This is a genomic window from Planktothrix sp. PLAVEN19ND (assembly GCF_057220675.1).
The window spans coordinates 4,081,445-4,098,485 of the sequence record NZ_CM170132.1 but is presented as its reverse complement, the minus strand read 5'-3'; the positions used below and the strand labels follow the sequence as shown (position 1 = coordinate 4,098,485).

General features: G+C 39.5%; 12 protein-coding genes. 4 read left to right on the top strand and 8 right to left on the bottom strand.

All coding sequences use genetic code 11. From position 1 onward, the window contains the following. The first annotated feature begins 190 nt into the window (after nt 1-190). From AC2D3N_RS17545 to secF, 3 genes are all read left to right on the top strand, one after another. Nucleotides 191-1,171, top strand: coding sequence for an alpha-ketoacid dehydrogenase subunit beta (locus AC2D3N_RS17545; RefSeq protein WP_079681028.1), 981 nt, complete (start codon nt 191-193; stop codon nt 1,169-1,171). An 88-nt stretch (nt 1,172-1,259) separates the two neighbouring features. Beyond that, nucleotides 1,260-2,669: a protein translocase subunit SecD gene (gene secD, locus AC2D3N_RS17540; RefSeq protein ID WP_079681029.1), complete on the top strand. Its 1,410-nt coding sequence runs from the start codon at nt 1,260-1,262 to the stop codon at nt 2,667-2,669. Nucleotides 2,670-2,720: 51 nt separating this feature from the next. Then, nucleotides 2,721-3,689 (top strand): protein translocase subunit SecF, encoded by a 969-nt coding sequence (secF, locus tag AC2D3N_RS17535; RefSeq protein ID WP_079681030.1) that lies wholly within the window; start codon nt 2,721-2,723, stop codon nt 3,687-3,689. 119 nt (nt 3,690-3,808) lie between these two features. Here the strand turns inward: secF and aroH are convergent, their stop codons facing one another. The 8 genes from aroH to AC2D3N_RS17495 form a co-directional block, all read right to left on the bottom strand. Further along, nucleotides 3,809-4,195 carry a chorismate mutase gene (gene aroH / locus AC2D3N_RS17530; RefSeq protein WP_079681031.1) on the bottom strand — a complete coding sequence of 129 codons (387 nt, stop codon included), beginning with the start codon at nt 4,193-4,195 and terminating at the stop codon, nt 3,809-3,811. Nucleotides 4,196-4,353: 158 nt separating this feature from the next. Further along, entirely contained in the window at nt 4,354-5,277 is a 924-nt protein-coding gene (locus AC2D3N_RS17525) for a diguanylate cyclase (protein WP_484691637.1), read from the bottom strand. Nucleotides 5,278-5,295: 18 nt separating this feature from the next. Beyond that, on the bottom strand, nt 5,296-10,260 hold the full coding sequence (locus AC2D3N_RS17520; protein ID WP_484691636.1) for a PAS domain S-box protein: 4,965 nt from the start codon (nt 10,258-10,260) through the stop codon (nt 5,296-5,298). A gap of 193 nt (nt 10,261-10,453) precedes the next feature. After that, nucleotides 10,454-11,776, bottom strand: a complete 1,323-nt coding sequence (locus AC2D3N_RS17515) for a TIGR03279 family radical SAM protein (protein ID WP_484691635.1) — start codon at nt 11,774-11,776, stop codon at nt 10,454-10,456. 66 nt (nt 11,777-11,842) lie between these two features. Then, nucleotides 11,843-12,787 (bottom strand): undecaprenyl-diphosphate phosphatase, encoded by a 945-nt coding sequence (locus tag AC2D3N_RS17510; RefSeq protein ID WP_484691634.1) that lies wholly within the window; start codon nt 12,785-12,787, stop codon nt 11,843-11,845. Nucleotides 12,788-12,809: 22 nt separating this feature from the next. Next, nucleotides 12,810-13,472, bottom strand: coding sequence for a tRNA (adenosine(37)-N6)-threonylcarbamoyltransferase complex dimerization subunit type 1 TsaB (gene tsaB / locus AC2D3N_RS17505; RefSeq protein WP_234996640.1), 663 nt, complete (start codon nt 13,470-13,472; stop codon nt 12,810-12,812). Nucleotides 13,473-13,488: 16 nt separating this feature from the next. Further along, nucleotides 13,489-15,198, bottom strand: a complete 1,710-nt coding sequence (locus AC2D3N_RS17500) for a protein kinase domain-containing protein (protein ID WP_484691633.1) — start codon at nt 15,196-15,198, stop codon at nt 13,489-13,491. Nucleotides 15,199-15,411: 213 nt separating this feature from the next. Beyond that, nucleotides 15,412-15,663 (bottom strand): Ycf34 family protein, encoded by a 252-nt coding sequence (locus AC2D3N_RS17495; protein WP_079678056.1) that lies wholly within the window; start codon nt 15,661-15,663, stop codon nt 15,412-15,414. Between the two features lie 112 nt (nt 15,664-15,775). Here AC2D3N_RS17495 and AC2D3N_RS17490 point away from each other — a divergent pair, with 112 nt between their 5' ends. Continuing rightward, the gene (locus AC2D3N_RS17490) at nt 15,776-17,020 is read left to right on the top strand and encodes a tRNA nucleotidyltransferase/poly(A) polymerase-related protein (RefSeq protein WP_484691632.1); all 1,245 of its coding nucleotides are present in this window, start codon (nt 15,776-15,778) and stop codon (nt 17,018-17,020) included. Nucleotides 17,021-17,041 lie beyond the last annotated feature (21 nt).

Genomic DNA, 17,041 nt, shown 5'->3' with positions numbered 1-17,041 from the left:
TGAGGCGCGATGCTTTCCCCAGGCGTGGCTATGCGATCGCTTTGCTATGAGGTGCAATACCTACGGGCGGCGACACTGCCATCACACTCCGTCGAACTGACGTTAAAAAGCATAATTGGAATAAGGGGGCTTTGAACTCAATCTTTTGGTAAGATTAGCTGTGATCCACGCTCGCTTATCAACAATTGCAATGGCACCAACCCTACTTTTTAACGCCCTGAAACAAGCAACCGATGAAGAAATGGCTCGTGACCCCAGAGTGTTCGTGTTGGGGGAAGATGTGGGTCAATATGGCGGTTCCTACAAGGTTACTAAGGATCTTTATGAAAAATATGGGGATTTGCGGGTTTTAGATACTCCGATTGCCGAAAATAGTTTTACAGGAATGGCCGTTGGTGCTGCCATGACAGGGTTGCGGCCGATTATTGAAGGCATGAATATGGGATTTTTGTTACTTGCCTTCAACCAAATTGCTAACAACGGCGGAATGCTGCGCTATACCTCCGGGGGAAATTTTAAAATGCCTCTGGTAATTCGTGGCCCTGGGGGTGTGGGCCGTCAATTGGGGGCGGAACACTCCCAACGCTTAGAATCCTATTTCCAGTCGGTTCCGGGCTTGAAAATGGTCGCCTGTTCCACACCCTATAATGCTAAGGGATTAATGAAAGCCGCGATTAGAGATGATAACCCGGTGCTATTTTTTGAGCACGTTCTGTTATACAACCTCAAAGAAGAAATCCCCGACGAAGAATATATTGTCCCCATCGATAAGGCGGAAATAGTAAGACGGGGGAAAGATGTAACCATTCTGACCTATTCTCGGATGCGCCATCACGTCATGCAAGCGGTTCCTGCTTTGGTCAAACAGGGTTATGATCCAGAAGTGATTGATTTAATTTCCCTCAAACCTCTCGATTTTGACACCATTGGGGAATCGATTCGCAAAACCCATCGGGTAGTTATCGTAGAAGAATGTATGAAAACCGGGGGACTGGGGGCAGAAATTACGGCTTCAATTAATGATCGTCTTTTTGATGAACTGGATGCACCTGTATTAAGACTGGCATCCCAAGATATTCCTACACCCTATAACGGTGCTTTAGAACGACTGACTATTGTTCAACCCGAACAAATTATTGAGGGAGTTAAATCAATTATCAGTTATCGGTAATGAGTAGAGACGTGCCATGGCGCGTCTTTACCGATGACTGATGACTGATGACTGATGACTGATTACTGATGACTGATTACTGATTAAAATGCGAAAACAACGTTCTGCTTTAATTCTGATTTTGGTGATGGTGATCGCCTCTATTATTGTGTTAACTAATATTCCTTTTCGGTTGGGTTTAGATTTACGCGGAGGTTCCCAACTCACGGTTCAATTAAAACCTTCGGAAGCAGTTCCTGTTATTGATGAGCGGGTTCTGACCGCGGTTCAAAGTGTAATTGAAAACCGGGTGAATGAACTGGGGGTATCGGAAGCGTTAGTGCAAACCGTAGGACAAAATCAGATTGTTGTGCAGTTACCTGGGGTGAATGACCCCCAAGAAGCAGAAAGGGTTTTAGGAGGAACGGCGCAGTTAGATTTCCGTGAACAAAAATCGGGAACTGAACAACAGTTAGCGGTGGAATTTCAAGTCCAACAGGGAATTAAACAACAAATTGAGGAGGCTAAAAAAAAGGGAGATTCTCCAGCTTTAGCAGCCGCCCTCGAATCCTTGAATAAGAGTAATGATGCGATTTCTCAACTTTATAATAACCCGGTACTTAGAGGTCAAGATTTAAAAGACGCCTATCCTGAACCCGTACAAGGAGGGGGAAACTGGAATATTGGTTTAGTCTTTAGTTCTGAAGGGGGAGAAAGGTTCGCTGAACTGACTAAAAATTTAGCGGGAACGGGTCGAACTATTGGGATTTTTCTGGATAATAGTTTATTAAGTTCTCCGTCAGTTCCGGTGGATTTTGCGGATACGGGAATTGTTGGGGGTCGGGCGGTGATTACGGGCAGATTTAGTGCCGAAGAAGCTCATTCTTTGGCTGTGCAATTGCGCGGGGGAGCTTTACCAGTTCCGGTGGAAATTGTCGAAAATCGCACGGTGGGGGCTACCCTGGGACGGGATAGTATTCAACGTAGTATTTACGCCGGGGCGACGGGTTTAATTTTAGTCCTGATTTTCATGATTGTTTATTATAGATTACCGGGATTAATCGCTGATTTTTCTTTAATTATTTACGCCTTATTAAGTTTAGCCCTGTTTAATTTATTGGGTGTAACTTTGACTTTACCAGGAATTGCCGGATTTATTCTGAGTATTGGGATGGCGGTGGATGCTAATGTTTTAATCTTTGAACGAACCCGTGAGGAATTGAGGGCAGGAAAAACTTTGTATCGTTCTGTAGAATCGGGTTTTTATCGGGCGTTTAGTAGTATTTTGGATGGTAACGTCACAACGGTGATTGCTTGTGTCGCCCTATTTTGGTTTGGAACAGGATTAGTTAAAGGTTTTGCTCTCACCTTGGGATTAGGGGTGGTGGTGAGTATGTTTACTGCTATTACTTGTAGTCGCAGTTTCCTATTCATAGCTCTTGATTTCCCTGAGTTAAGAAAACCGGAATTGTTCTGTCCCAATTTGAAAAAAAATCTCTCGGTAGTCAGTAGTCAGTAATCTGATTACTGATTACTCTTACACTGATAACTGATTACTGATTACTGATTTATGGCTTTTAGTGTTATTAAACAACGCAACTTATGGTGGGCGATTTCCGGTGCGATTATTCTGGCGGGAATTATCGCTATGGGGATTTCTTGGAGTCGGCCAGATATTGGCGCTCCGTTACGTCCAGCCTTGGATTTTGTGGGAGGAACTCGCCTACAATTAGAATTGGATTGTTCGGTTCCGAATAATTGTGATGGCCCGATTGAGATTACTCAAGTTCGGGAAGTTTTAGCAAGTCAGGGTTTAGCCAATAGTTCGATTCAACTGTTAGATAAAGATTCGGGTAAAAAAGATAAACAAATTGTTTCTATTCGCACGAGAACTTTAAACGTTGAAGAAAGAAGTAATTTACAATCAGCCCTAACTCAAAAAATTGGAGCATTTGACCCGAAAGGAATTCAAATTGATACCGTTGGCCCTACTACTGGGCGTCAAATTTTTATATCAGGACTAATTGCTTTATTACTATCTTTTGCCGGAATTACGGTTTATTTAACCTTTCGGTTTAAATTTGACTATGCCTTTTTTGCCTTTGTTGCTTTATTCCATGATGTTCTCATTACCGTGGGAATTTTTTCAATTTTAGGCCTAGTTTTAGGGGTAGAAGTTGATAGTTTATTTCTGGTTTCTCTCTTGACAATTGTGGGATTTTCGGTTAATGATACGGTGGTAATTTATGACCGGGTTCGGGAAGTAATTGCCCGAAATCCTGATCTGCATATTAATCAAGTGGTGGATGATGCCGTAGACCAAACTTTAACCCGGTCTATTAATACCACTTTAACCACTCTATTCCCCTTAACTTGTATTTTCCTGTTTGGTGGTGACACCCTGAAATACTTTGCTTTAGCTTTATTAATCGGATTTATTGCTGGAGCTTATTCTAGTATTTTTATTGCCAGTACACTGTTAGCCTGGTGGCGCGATCGCAAATCCAATTCGGTCACTTTGGCAACGGAAAAAGAGTAAGCCTGTTATTGTTTGTCAGGTGTAACCGTTGGGTTATTAACATGGGTTTCAAGAAGGGATAGGGAATAGAAAATAAGAGATAAAACATTGCCCATTGCCTATTCCCCATTCCCCTTTTATTAAGAATGAACTGGGTTTAAATTCCAGTCGGGACGGAGATTTTCTGCTGCTCTTAAATAGGGGTGATAAACTTGAGTTTTATCGCTGGGTAAGTTAACATGAACTAAGAAGCGAATACATTTTTCTAAACTGCCTGCGACGTACATTTGTTGAACATCTAATAATGGAACATTCTGCCAAAGGGGACGTTCACGGGCGATCGCGGCGGGAAAAATAGCATCTAAATCTTTGGTAACAGAAAAGGTCATACTAATAATTTCATTCGGATCAAGTTGATTACGGGTTTCTAATTCGTCTAGTAATTCTATGACCGCTTCTCGAATGGCTGCAACCGAATTTTCTGAAACCGTCGTTGCGCCACGAATGGCTCGAACTCGCCAGTCCACAAATAGAATCCTCCGCGATTAAAATATTGATTGTTCTCAGTTTAGCAATACCGGGAGACAAGAATAAAATTTCAACCCAATTCTTCTTTCTTCCCATTGCCCATTGCCCATTGCTAAGTGCCTGATCTGCACAGTTAACTTAACTTTTGACCAACTATTTATCCGGCGTAACAAGTATTTCTTCCTAGGGCTTTGGCTTGGTATAGACATTGATCAGCCCGATCAAAAATATCCTCAATTCGAGTATCCTGTGATCTAAAAACCGCGACCCCAATACTGACTGTGATGTGTAAATTCCCTTTTTCCGTGGGAATGGAAAGGTGAGCAATTAAATCACAAATTTCCTGGGCAATTTTCAGGGCATCTGCTTGATCGGTTTCCGGGAGTAAAATCACGAATTCTTCTCCGCCATAGCGCCCAAAATAATCACTGGCTCGGAGATAATTCTGAATGGCTAAAGTGAAATTGATTAAAATTTGATCGCCTGTTAAATGACCATAATTATCATTAATTTGTTTAAAATGATCTAAATCTAAGATCAGTAAAGAAAATAAACTTTTATTCTGAATTGCGAGATTGAATTGGTTTTCAATATATTCAAAAAAGCTACGACGGTTTAAAATTTGGGTCAGGGGATCGAGTTGAGATAATTGTTGAAGTTTTAACAAAGCTATTTTGAGATTATCTGTTGTTTGTTTCAGGGTTAAATGGGTTTTAACTCTTGCTAAGAGTTCATTTTTAATAAAAGGTTTAGTAATATAATCTACAGCCCCTAATTCAAACGCCCGAATCAATTTTTCTTCTTCATAACTAGCCGTGAGAAAAATAATTGGAATTTCTTGTAATTTCGGATCATTTTTAATAAATTGACAAACCTCTAAGCCATCCATTTCCGGCATCATTAAATCCAACAAAATTAAATCTATTTTATTATCTTTTAATCGATTTAATGCTTGAAAACCACTGGTGGCAAAGGTGGTGTTATAGCCCACATCATCAAGAATTTTTCCAACTAATTTTAGATTATTCGTAATATCATCAACAATCAAAATACAAAAATCTTCTGGGATAAATGAGTCCATTTTTATTGATTTAACCCCCTAATTAATATGATTTTTAAGATTTTCTCTAATTCGAGGAAAAGCATTTACGGTTTCAGGAATATTATTCCAATCAAATGCGTCTAACTGCATTTCCAGGACTTCGGCATATTCAATTAAAGGCTGATATTGATATTGTTTCCCCCAGGTTTGTAAGCGTTGAACAAATTGCCGTAAATCTCGAGTTTTTAAGGTTTTTCTTAATGTATTCCAAACCTGTTCCTCCTCCTGTTTAAGTTTTAAAAGGAATTCTTTTGCTGCGGCTGATCCGATGACCCAAGACAGATCAACTAATATATCATCCGTCTTTTGATCATTTGCCATAACCATACCAGTTTCAGAGTTTAGGGGTAAATATTTATTTATTTCCCTGACTAATTGTTTTAAACTCACGGGTTTTAGGAGACATCCTTGAGAAAAATCTTGAAGTTCTTTCAATTCTTCAGTTTGACAGGAAGCGGTAATAATAATAATGGGAATGTGTTGGGTTTTTTCTTCCTGTTTGAGATATTGAGCTACAACTTTTCCATCCATTTCCGGCATTCGTAAATCCAATAAAATTAAATCAGGTTGATGAAGTTTTGCTTGATAAATCGCTTGTTTTCCATTCTCCGCAAACCATAATTGATGGTGACTTTCAGCAAAATATCCCTCAATCAATTTTCGGTTCGATTCTATGTCATCCACCACTAAAATTTTACTGGGTTTAAACTGATTCAGATTGGGATCTTCACTCCAATTAGATTGGGTAATCAGAGGATTTTGAGCCGGGGATACTTCGGGAAATACAAAAGTAAAAATACTCCCCTTCCCAAGCTGACTTTGGAGCAATACGGTTCCCCCCATCATCTGAGTTAAGCGCTGAGTAATTGCTAATCCTAAACCCGTGCCTCCATACTTACGATTACTTTGTCCTGAACTTTGAATAAAGGCTTCAAAAATCCGACTTTGTTGATCCTCTGCAATGCCAATTCCTGTATCCTCAATACTCAGTTCTAACCAAAATTTTTCACCGTTGAAGGTCAAGTAAGATTGAGTTCGGGCAGAAATTGTAACTGCTCCGGTATTGGTAAATTTAAGGGAATTACCAATGACATTAAACAGGATTTGACGTAATCGAGTTTCATCAAGATAGAGGGTTTGGGGAAGTTGGGAATCAATCTGAGTTTGCAAAATCAACCTTTTTTCTGAAGCTTTCGCGTGAAAAATCTGTTGAATTTCTTGAATCATAACTCGCAGGTTAACGGGAGTATAATTTAATTCAAGTTTGCCCGCTTCAATTTTAGATAAATCCAGAATATCATTAATTAAAGCCAGTAGGGTACGACCGCCCGTAATAATCGCGTCTAAATAGGGCCGAGCTTTAGGATCAGTGACAACTGATTGTAATAAATCCGTAAACCCTAAAATCGCATTCATCGGTGTTCTAATTTCATGGCTCATATTCGCTAGAAATTCACTTTTGGCTTGGTTAGCAATTTCTGCTTCCCTTTTAGCTTGTTCTAGTGCTATATTTCTCTCGGTGAGTTCTTGGCTGCGACGGGTTTCTTGTTCGAGTAATCTGGCTAATTCCTGTTCTAAGGTTTTGCGATCGCTAATATCAATTAAATACCCTAACATTTCGGTCACATTTCCGGCTGCATCTCTGACTTTTCTTAAATGGGTGAGAAACCAGCCATAGTGACCATCGGCTTTCAACCAGCGATATTCATGAATATAAGAATCTTCCGTAAATTGAGTGACTAAGTTGGTTAAAACCTGTTCCCGATCATCGGGGTGAATGTGTTGAATCCAAAAGCTAGAATCTTCTAAAAATATTTCAGGTTCATAGCCGACAATATCCTGAACATTTTTACTAATAAAATTGATCGGATAATTGCCTTCGGCTTGACAACTTAAAATAACAACGGGAGAATAATTAAGTAGGAAATTCAGGCGATCGCTAGTTTCTCTTAATTCTAATTCGGTTCTTTTGCGATCGCTCACATCTAACATAATCCCTTGCCAAGCGATATCTCCGTTGTCTCGACGTTCGGGGCGAGAAGCTTCTGCAAGCCATTTTAATTCCCCATTTGGCATTTGATAGCGCAGTTCACAAAATATAGAAGTTAATGTCTCTGCATTCCTGATTTTTTGTTCTCGTTCTTGTTTAATATCTTCCGGGTAAAACCCCGGTTCTACAATTTTATGATTCTTGATAATTTGCTCGGCATTCCAGCCAAATACCTCTAAGCAACCATCACTCATATATTCTATATAACTGGAACCATCGGGACATTTAATATGGGTATAAATTGTTCCAGGAATATTATCAGCTAGGGCTTTTAATTGGGCTTCCCGTTGACGTAGGGTTTCTTCGATCTGTTTGCGATCGCTAATGTCAAAAGTCATCCCTAAAATTTGTTTAATCTCTCCCTGATCATCTAAAACGGGTACATATTTAACAACAATCATATAGGGTTCTAGCCCAGGAAGTTGCAAGGTAAATTCCCCAATCTGCAAGGTTTTTGTAGTTATCGTTTGAGTTAATAAAGGCAGGTATTGAGAATAAACTTCTGGGGGATAAACGTCTTCATCTCGATAACCAATAAATTTTTCTTTAGGGAATCTTGTTCGTTCTACAGTGCGTGAATTGACATATTCAAATCGCCGTTCTGCATCATAAATCACAAAGACATCGGGGGCGTGCTGTACGGTTAAAGCAAACAATTCTTCATTGTTTTTCAGGGCGTTTTCAGTTTCTTTCAAAGAGGTTAAATCTTGGATACTTGCCACAATGCCACAGATGATATTCTGTTCATCTAAATAGGGGGTATAAATCCGCCTCAAATATCGTTTTCCTTTGGGGAGATCGACCCAAGACTCCTGTATAACGACTTCTCCAGTCAAACATTGATCTAAATAGGGTTTGCTTTTTTTATTAAACCCTTCAATCCCTAAAAGATCAGAAACAGGATGATTAATTATCTCCTCTAAGGATCGATTCGCCAAGTACAAGTAAGCGGGATTTACCAGTTGATGAATATAGTTACTATCCAATAAACAAAGGGCATCTCCACTGTTGGCAACAACCCGTTCATATCGTCGTAGGGATTCTTCATAACGTTTGCGATCGCTAATATCCTCAACAATATAAGAAAACCGAGGACGATTATATTCGGATAAACCAATATAGGAGACTGTGGCAAATAACCATTGCTGGGTCTGATCATCCCGAGTATATTCATACTCAAACTGGATGGGTTTTCCTAACCGTTGACTTTCTCGATAATAGTTAATCCAAACTTGGACATCTTGAAAATTTATTCCCAATTCGCTGGCTAATTTATATTGAATATCTTCTATATTTTTGCCGATAAATTTAGCTGTTGCTGCATTATCAGATATGTGTAAAATATCCGTTTCTAAAAGTTCAACTACTCCCATCATCATCAGGGAAGAATTATAAAAACTTCTGAGAATTGCTTCCTGTTGTTTTAACGAGGCTTTGGCTTGTTTAATTCGATCTAATTCCTGTCTTAATTGTTGATTGGTTTGTTCTAAATCAGCCGTTCTTTCCTGAACTTGAGCTTCGAGTTCTCGATTGGCTTTTTGAACTTGATCCAGGAGAGTCGCTTGTTGAATTCCCAAGGCAACATGAACGGATAAGGTGTCTAAAAATTCTCGTTCTTCCGGTTGCCATTGTCGAATTTTATCCCCATTCTGAGCAATTAAACATCCCCAGAATTGATTTTCTACCGTAATCGGAATCACCAAATCAGAGGACATAGGATCACAGGACTCAAAAAAAGTGATTCCCAGGGGATTTGAGGTTAATAATTCAGGGGGTGCAAGGGATTCGACAATAATTTTTCCAGGATTCTGTGAACTCTCAATCATCACCCGATCGCAGTCTAACAATTGACGAACTTCGGTGACGGTGGCCTTCAAAATCTCATCTAAACTTAATGAGGAACGAATTCTTAACACCGTATCTGCTAAGAGTTGATATCTTTGATTTTGTTCTTTGAGTTTATTAATATTGGTATTAACTTTTTGTTTTAAATCAGAATTTAAAGTTGTTAATAGGTTATTTTTTTCGCTTTGAAGTTTTTCTATTTGTTGCTTTAAAATATAAATAACTCCCTGAATTTCATTCAAGTCAATGGCTTGTAAAATCGTGGTTTGAGTGACTAAACCCGCTAAATATCCCCGTTCATTAACAATCACTAACCGCCGAATTTTTCTTTGTTTCATAGCTTGATGTGCTTCCCAAAGCGAAGCATTAGCATCAATCAAACATAAGGGATGACTCATCACCTGTTCGGCCTGTAACTGGTTCAAATCCTGTTGTGAAGATTGCAGTTTCAGGATATCCCGTTCCGTCACAATTCCCAAGGGTCGAATTTTTTGATCGGTTATTTTTTTACCAATCACCACACAACTGACTCGATGTTTAGTCATCAGTTTGGCTAACTGTAATACACTAGTTTTTAAGGAGCTACTAATTACGGTTTTAACCATCACTTCTCGAATGGTTCGACACTTGAGAATGTCTGCGGGTTCCAAAATTTCCCGAATACTTTCTGGGGTAACAATTCCCACGGGTTGTCCTTGTTCATCCAGAATCGGTAAATGTCGAATTCGATGTTGACGCAGAATTGAAATCATCTCCAGGGGTTCTTTGATGTCCTGTTCCCGAACCGTAATCACCCCCCGTGTCATCACCTCCCCCACCATCGTCCCCTGCAAATTTCGCCCTTGGGTCGCCAATTTGACAAAATCCCGTTCGGTTAATAACCCCACTAATTGCTGATGCTCCAAAACCAACACACAGCTTGGATCGGGTTGGTGCTGAGTATCCCTGGAGTCTTGAGTCATTTGTTCAATTACATCCAGGACAGGAGTATCGGGAGATACCCTCAAAAAATGACGATCAATGCAGTCGGTGGGAGAAGAAAGTGCAACCGCTTGGGAAAATACCATTGTCTTTGGGGAAAAATGTACGGGATATTGATTTTTCTCTATTATAAACCTGGAAAATAAATCAAACCTTTCACTTTTCTTGATATAGCAGTCGCCACATCTATTAGGACATTCTTGAAAGCTAAAAGCTGCTCACAGTAAGTATTTACCTATAGCGAGATTGCCTATTCCCTATTGCCTCTTGCTATAACTATTAATCCCCCAGGGCGATTGAGAGCAATTCCTGAACATTACTGACGGGAAAAATCGGAATTTGCAGTTGTTCAGCGAGTTCTGCCACGGTCATATCATCGAGAAAGATTGCTTCTCCCTGTTTAAGCATGACTGAGGGTAATAAAATGCCATTTCCTAATATTTTTCCGGTTAATTTTTGTCGCAAATCCTGTCCGGTTAATAGACCGGTTACGGTAATTTCTTGACCCCAATATTGACTAGCTAAGGCAACTAGATTGACGGTTAGTCCTGAAATTTCATTTAAGGAGTTTACCAGAGGTTGAAAGGCTTTTTCCACCGCATTTCCCACCACCCAAGTGAACTGACGGGGGGTAGAACAAGATTGCATCGGATAGTCTTTTACCGCTTGTTCAAATTCTTTGATAAATTTGCGAATGGAACCCACGCCATTACCAATTTGAGGATAGTCTTGATAGTGGGATTCGGGGGGTAATTCGGCCCCGGCAATTAAAAAGAGTTCATCGGCAATCCACACACAGGTTGACCCTAATTCCTGTTGAAATTTTTGTTGTAAAGTTTGAACTTGGGTAATAATTTCTTGGGCTTTTTCGGGGGTAACAGGAATTAATTCATCTTGATTGGGACGAAAGCGAGTTAACCCCACTGGAACAACGGCAATGGAGGCAACAGTCGGGATTCTGCCGCGATGAAATTGGGCTAAATCTAAAATGGTTTGTTCTAGGTGTTTTCCATCATTAATTCCGGGGCAAACAACGACTTGAGCATGAATTTGTAAGCGATTTTTTTTGAACCATTTGAGTTGATCTAAAATTTGTCCAGCTCTGGGATTTTTTAATAACTGAATCCTGATTTCTGGTTCGGTGGCGTGAACGGAAACATACAGGGGAGAAAGGCGCATTTGAGAAATTCTATCCCATTCTTTTGGCGATAAATTGGTTAAGGTTAAATAGGAACCATAGAGAAAACTTAGGCGATAATCGTCATCTTTCAGATAGAGAGTTTCCCGTTTTCCGGGGGGTTGTTGATCAATAAAACAAAAGGGGCAGCGATTATTACATTGAATTAATCCATCAAATAAAGCGGATTGAAATTCTAATCCTAAATTCTGATCATAGTCTTTTTCGATTTCAATTTTATGGGTTTTTCCTTGGGTATCTAATACTTCTAATTCTAAAAATTCATCGGCACACAAAAATTGATAATCAATTAAATCACGGGGTTGTTGTCCATTAATAGAAATAATGGCATCTCCGGGTTCAAAGCCAATTTCTGCGCCGATGGAATCGGGTAATACGGTGGTAATTTTAGCGGGATTAATCATAGGGAATTACGAATTACGAATACGGAGACGCGCCGTGGCACGTCTCTACGGGATTATAATTTTAAACTAAATATTTTTTAATGCACCTCCTAATACCGCCGTTAGAATAGCAACTCCAAAGGCGAGACGATACCAAACAAAAATCCAGGTACTTTTTCTTTGTAAATACTGAATTAACCAAGCAATGGATAAATAGGAAAAAATCGTGGCAGAAATTAAACCCACCAACAGAGGAAATATTTGTATATTCCCAATTCCATCAACGAACACCGCTTTTAATTCTACAATTCCGGCTAAGGTAATAGCTGGAATTCCTAATAAAAACGAAAATCGAGCGGCGGTAGCTCGTTCTAAACCCAAGAATAATCCGGCGGTAATGGTAGAACCTGAACGAGATACTCCTGGAATTAAGGCTAAGGTTTGTGCCAATCCCATTAATATTCCATCTCGCGGTATTAGGTGTTCAAAATCACGTTTTCTGCTGCCTATTTTTTCTGCTAATCCTAATAAAAATGCCATCACAATAGAAGCGGTACCAATTACTCCCATACTCCGTAAGGGAGAGTTATCATAATCGGGAATTAGGACTTTAACTAGAAACCCAAAAAATACAATTGGAATTGTCCCTAAAATCACTCCTAATGCCAAACGGAAGTCTAAGGAATCATAATCTTTTTTTTGAATTGCTTGCCAGAAACCCGTGACCACTTGAGTTAAATCCCGCCAAAAAAACCAAACCACCGCCGCAATACTTCCTAACTGAATAATGGCGGTAAAAGCACTGCCTGGATCTCCCCATCCTAACAGGACTGGAATGACTTTTAAATGGGCGGTACTACTAATGGGTAAAAATTCCGTTATTCCTTGAATTAATCCCAAAAAAAATGCCTGTAAGATATTTATTTGGGTTGCCACTTCTGGAGCGGGCGGAGCTTGAATTAGGAGGTTATTGATTGCTAAGTTACGGAATAAATCTGTCCAATACTCAGGAGCATAAATCGTGCTAAACATTACATTTTTCCTGAAAATTTTATTAGAGTTTTACGGGATGTTGTCCATAATAGGGTATAGCTTCTGACCAGTGGGATTGTTTTCCTGATTTCCCATATAAATACCCTAGTTCTAGTAATTGGATGGCGGTTTCTCCTAACCCTGATTCTATCTGCACCCGATGATAGGGATTGTCCCAAGAGGCTAAAGTTTGTTCCCACTGTTGAGGGGACATGACCCTATCGGTTAATAGGGGAACTACACCTAAATTGGCTTCTCTATTTTTACCATAAATTGCTACAAAAAGTTGACCTCTTTGCGCTCGCATTTCTAAGGCAATAACTGAATTTTTATCTGGGTTTTGTATCAAGTAAAATTGTTCTTTTTCGGCGATCGCAGCTAAACTAGAAATTGCAAAAACAGGGATCTTCAACTGTTGGGCTAGGGTACGGGCAGTAACTACCCCAATCCGAGTTCCGGTAAAACTTCCTGGCCCTTTAGCCACCGCAATCCAGGCTAAATCCGACCAAGTTTGAGGCTGAATAAAGTCTGATAAATACTGGTGTAAGTGGGTGGATAAATCCCGTCCTAACGCCCAGGATTGACAGCGTTTAACATCCTGAAAATTACTGATTGCTAATCCCAAATCTGGACTACTGGTATGGATAGCCAAACCGTAACTGGGTTGAAAGGGAATTGATGGCACGTTGTTTAAGGGTAGGTTAAGAGGAATGACGAGAAAAGAAAATAGGCATGGACATAAATAAACCTGCTAATATTATACCAAAAGATCCCTGCACCCAAATTCTTAAGTCTAACCAGCCGAACACCAAAAACAAAGTAGTGATTGTGATAAATAGTTGATTGACATTCAAGGGATAGGCACGATTGACCAGATATTTAACCCCCCAAAATCCCCCCGCAATTAATAACGATATTATCGGTTTTAAGATAATAATTTTATCAGCAAAAATAAAGACAATCATCGCCATCATTAACCCATCTATCCAAAACTCTCGCCTTTGGATTTGGTCAATCCAGAATGCGGGAGTTTTGATTTTGGATAATTGGGATGAAACGTTATTATTTTGAAATCTAATAATTGTATTCTTCCACTGGGTTTTTCGGTCTACTTTTAACGAAGATTGCCATTCAGGAACCTCGCTATTATTTACCCGTCCCAAAATTTTAACTTTATCAATCGTATTTAGTTGAAAATTAGTTAATTCATAACCAATTATAGGCACTAAATGTTTATATTTAATCTCTCTCTTCTCATCTCGATTTAAAACAATTGTCAACTGATTTATCTGAGTTTTATTCACCTGTACCTGAACAATTCCATGGGGTTCTAAACGCTTTTGAATTGCCTCTTGAATTTGAGTGATTTTATTAATAGGTTTTCCCGTGGGAATTTTATCAACAGAAATAGCTGGGGAAGGACTAATTAATTTAGGCTGTTTTGATAACGGTTTAAACCCAATTTCCGAATTAATTATTAATCCCGGCATAGGGGTAACATAATCCGGTTTAGGATTAATCTGTTGTAATATTGCCGCCGCCGAATGGTAGCGGTAACGGGTTGCCCCCTGCAACATTTTATCTAAAATAGAACCTAATTGATAACTAACAGGGGTTTTCAAATAATCTCGCCAAACCCAATTTCCTTCCGTGCTATCAAACAAATCAAAGGGCGGAACATTAGTCATTAAATGAATACAAGTCACCCCTAAACTATATAAATCACTGGCAAAAACCGCTTTTCCCATTAATTGTTCCGGGGCGGTATAGGCCGCACTGCCAATTACAGTTCCAGTTTTGGGAAGCATTCCCCCGGTGACTAATTTAGCGGCTCCAAAATCCACTAAAACCAAATTTCCGGTAGTTTTTGGGTCATCAAATCGACGAATAATATTTTCAGGTTTAATATCTCTATGAATAACTTTATGCTCGTGAATAAACTGTAAAACTGGCAATAAATCCTTTAAAATAACCATAATTTTTTCTTGATCAAAAGCTCCCTTTTCTTGCAACTCCTGAGCTAAATTTTTACCTTCTATAAACTCTTGAACTAAATATTGATAGCCCTCTTGTTGAAAATAACCTAAACCCTTGGGAATTTGGGGATGCTGTCCCAAGGTTTGTAATCGTTCGGCTTCTTGTTGAAAGAATTCCGTGGCTTTTTCTATATTTCTACTTTGAGGAAAAAATTGTTTAATCACACAATCGGAGGTTACGGTTTGACTCTCCTCAACCGCTAAAAATGTGCGCCCAAATCCCCCCTGTCCAATTAACTGTATCCCTCGATAAATGACAGATTCACCCTGATCAGAAACAGAATTCAGTAATAATTTAGAACCACACTGTTGACAAAACTTGCCATCATCAGAATTCTGTGGATTAGAACAATTCGGATTAAAACAATAACTCATTTACTTTACATGAAAGTTTGACCTGATTTTAAAACCCCTGTTTTTTCCCGAGGTTAGATCCCCCTAAATCCCCCTTAATAAGGGGGACTTTGATCTCTAATTTACCCTTATTAAAGGGGAACTTTGATCTCTAATTTACCCTGATTAAAGGGGAACTTTGATCTCTAATTCCCCCTTTCTCAAGGGGGGCTAGGGGGGATCAACTCAGACTGATTAAGTCGGAATTAATTCCCCGGGTCGTAATTTTGCCCATTTACCGTTTTCTGCTTTAAAACTTAGACATCCGACTACATCCCATTCTATTTCAATATCTTGGTTATTCGGGGTACGAATATTGACATTAATGGTGGGTTCGGTCGGTTCAAAGCTGGGATTTTCAGTCAAATGACGTTCTTGATGCTGAGTTTCTACGGCGTGGTAGGTGGTACAGTCATCCACATAATAACAATTCACACAAATACACATAATTTTCTCCTCTGTATTTGCCCAGGACGGAAACAATTGCCCATCCCTTTGATGTTAATTTAACTTAGGTAGCTCTAAACGGGCACAAACTCTCTCGCTGATTTTTATTGCCATGTCTGACGCTTTACCCGATGTATTCTCTCCCGCCCGTTGGCCGTTTGAACTGAGTCAGTTACCGCAACCCGCCTATTTAGTCGGGGGTGCTGTGCGAGATGGGTTAGTGGGTCGCACCGTAACGGATTTGGATTTGGATTTTGTCCTGTTACAAGATGCGGTGAAAACAGCACGCACCCTAGCTCAATATTATGGCGCTGGTTTTGTGTTATTGGATGCGGAACGGCAAATTGCTCGGGTTGTATTTAAAAACATAACAGTTGACTTTGCTCAAGCGGAAGGTAATAGTTTAGAACAGGATTTGCGTCGCCGGGATTTTACGGTGAATGCGATCGCTTTTGATCCATTTACGCAAACTTTTATTGATCCTAACAAGGGTCAAGAAGATTTACAACGGCGTTTAATTAAAATGATTTCCCCTGAAAATTTACAGGATGATCCTTTAAGATTATTAAGGGGATACCGTCAAGCGGCGCAATTAGGATTTGAAATTGAGGCGGAAACAAAGGCTACTATTCAAGCATTAGCTCCCTTATTAAGTCGGGTTGCAGTTGAGCGAATTCGCACGGAATTAGTTTATTTATTCAATACTCCTAACGCGACAGACTGGATACAAAAAGCCTGGGATGTTGGCTTAATTTCTCCTTGGTTTAAGAGTGGAAATCAACAGTTTCAGCACCTATCCCAAATGGATTTAGCTGCTACACAGTTAGGAAAAATTAACCCCCAATTTTCCCAGGAATTATCCCAAGGATTACGGGAAAGTTTAAAAATATCGATTTTGGGAATAGCAAAATTAAGCTGTTTATGTAATCATAATCTGGCTCTAGCTGAAGCAGAATTACTAGAGTTAAAGTTTAGTAAAATAGAGTTAAAAAGTATTTTAGCAATTCTCAAGGGTCTATCACAACTTTATCCCTTGAAAACCAGAGCTTTATCTTTAAGAGAGCAATATTTTTTATTCCAAGGGTTAGGAATTTTATTTCCGGCCGTAATTGTGAGAGCGATGGCGGCTGGGTTTTCCTTAGACCATCTTTCCCCTTTAATTAATCGTTATCTCAACCCCCATGATCCCATCGCCTATCCTCAATTATTGTTAACGGGGAATGAATTAATGGAGGCGTTAAAATTACGTCCAAGTCCTAAAATTGGAGAACTTTTATTGGAAATTCAGTTAGGACAAATTGAAGGGAAAATCACGACAATTGAAGAAGCGATCGCATTTGCTCAACAATTATTATAATCAAGTTCGGTTCCTTGCTGG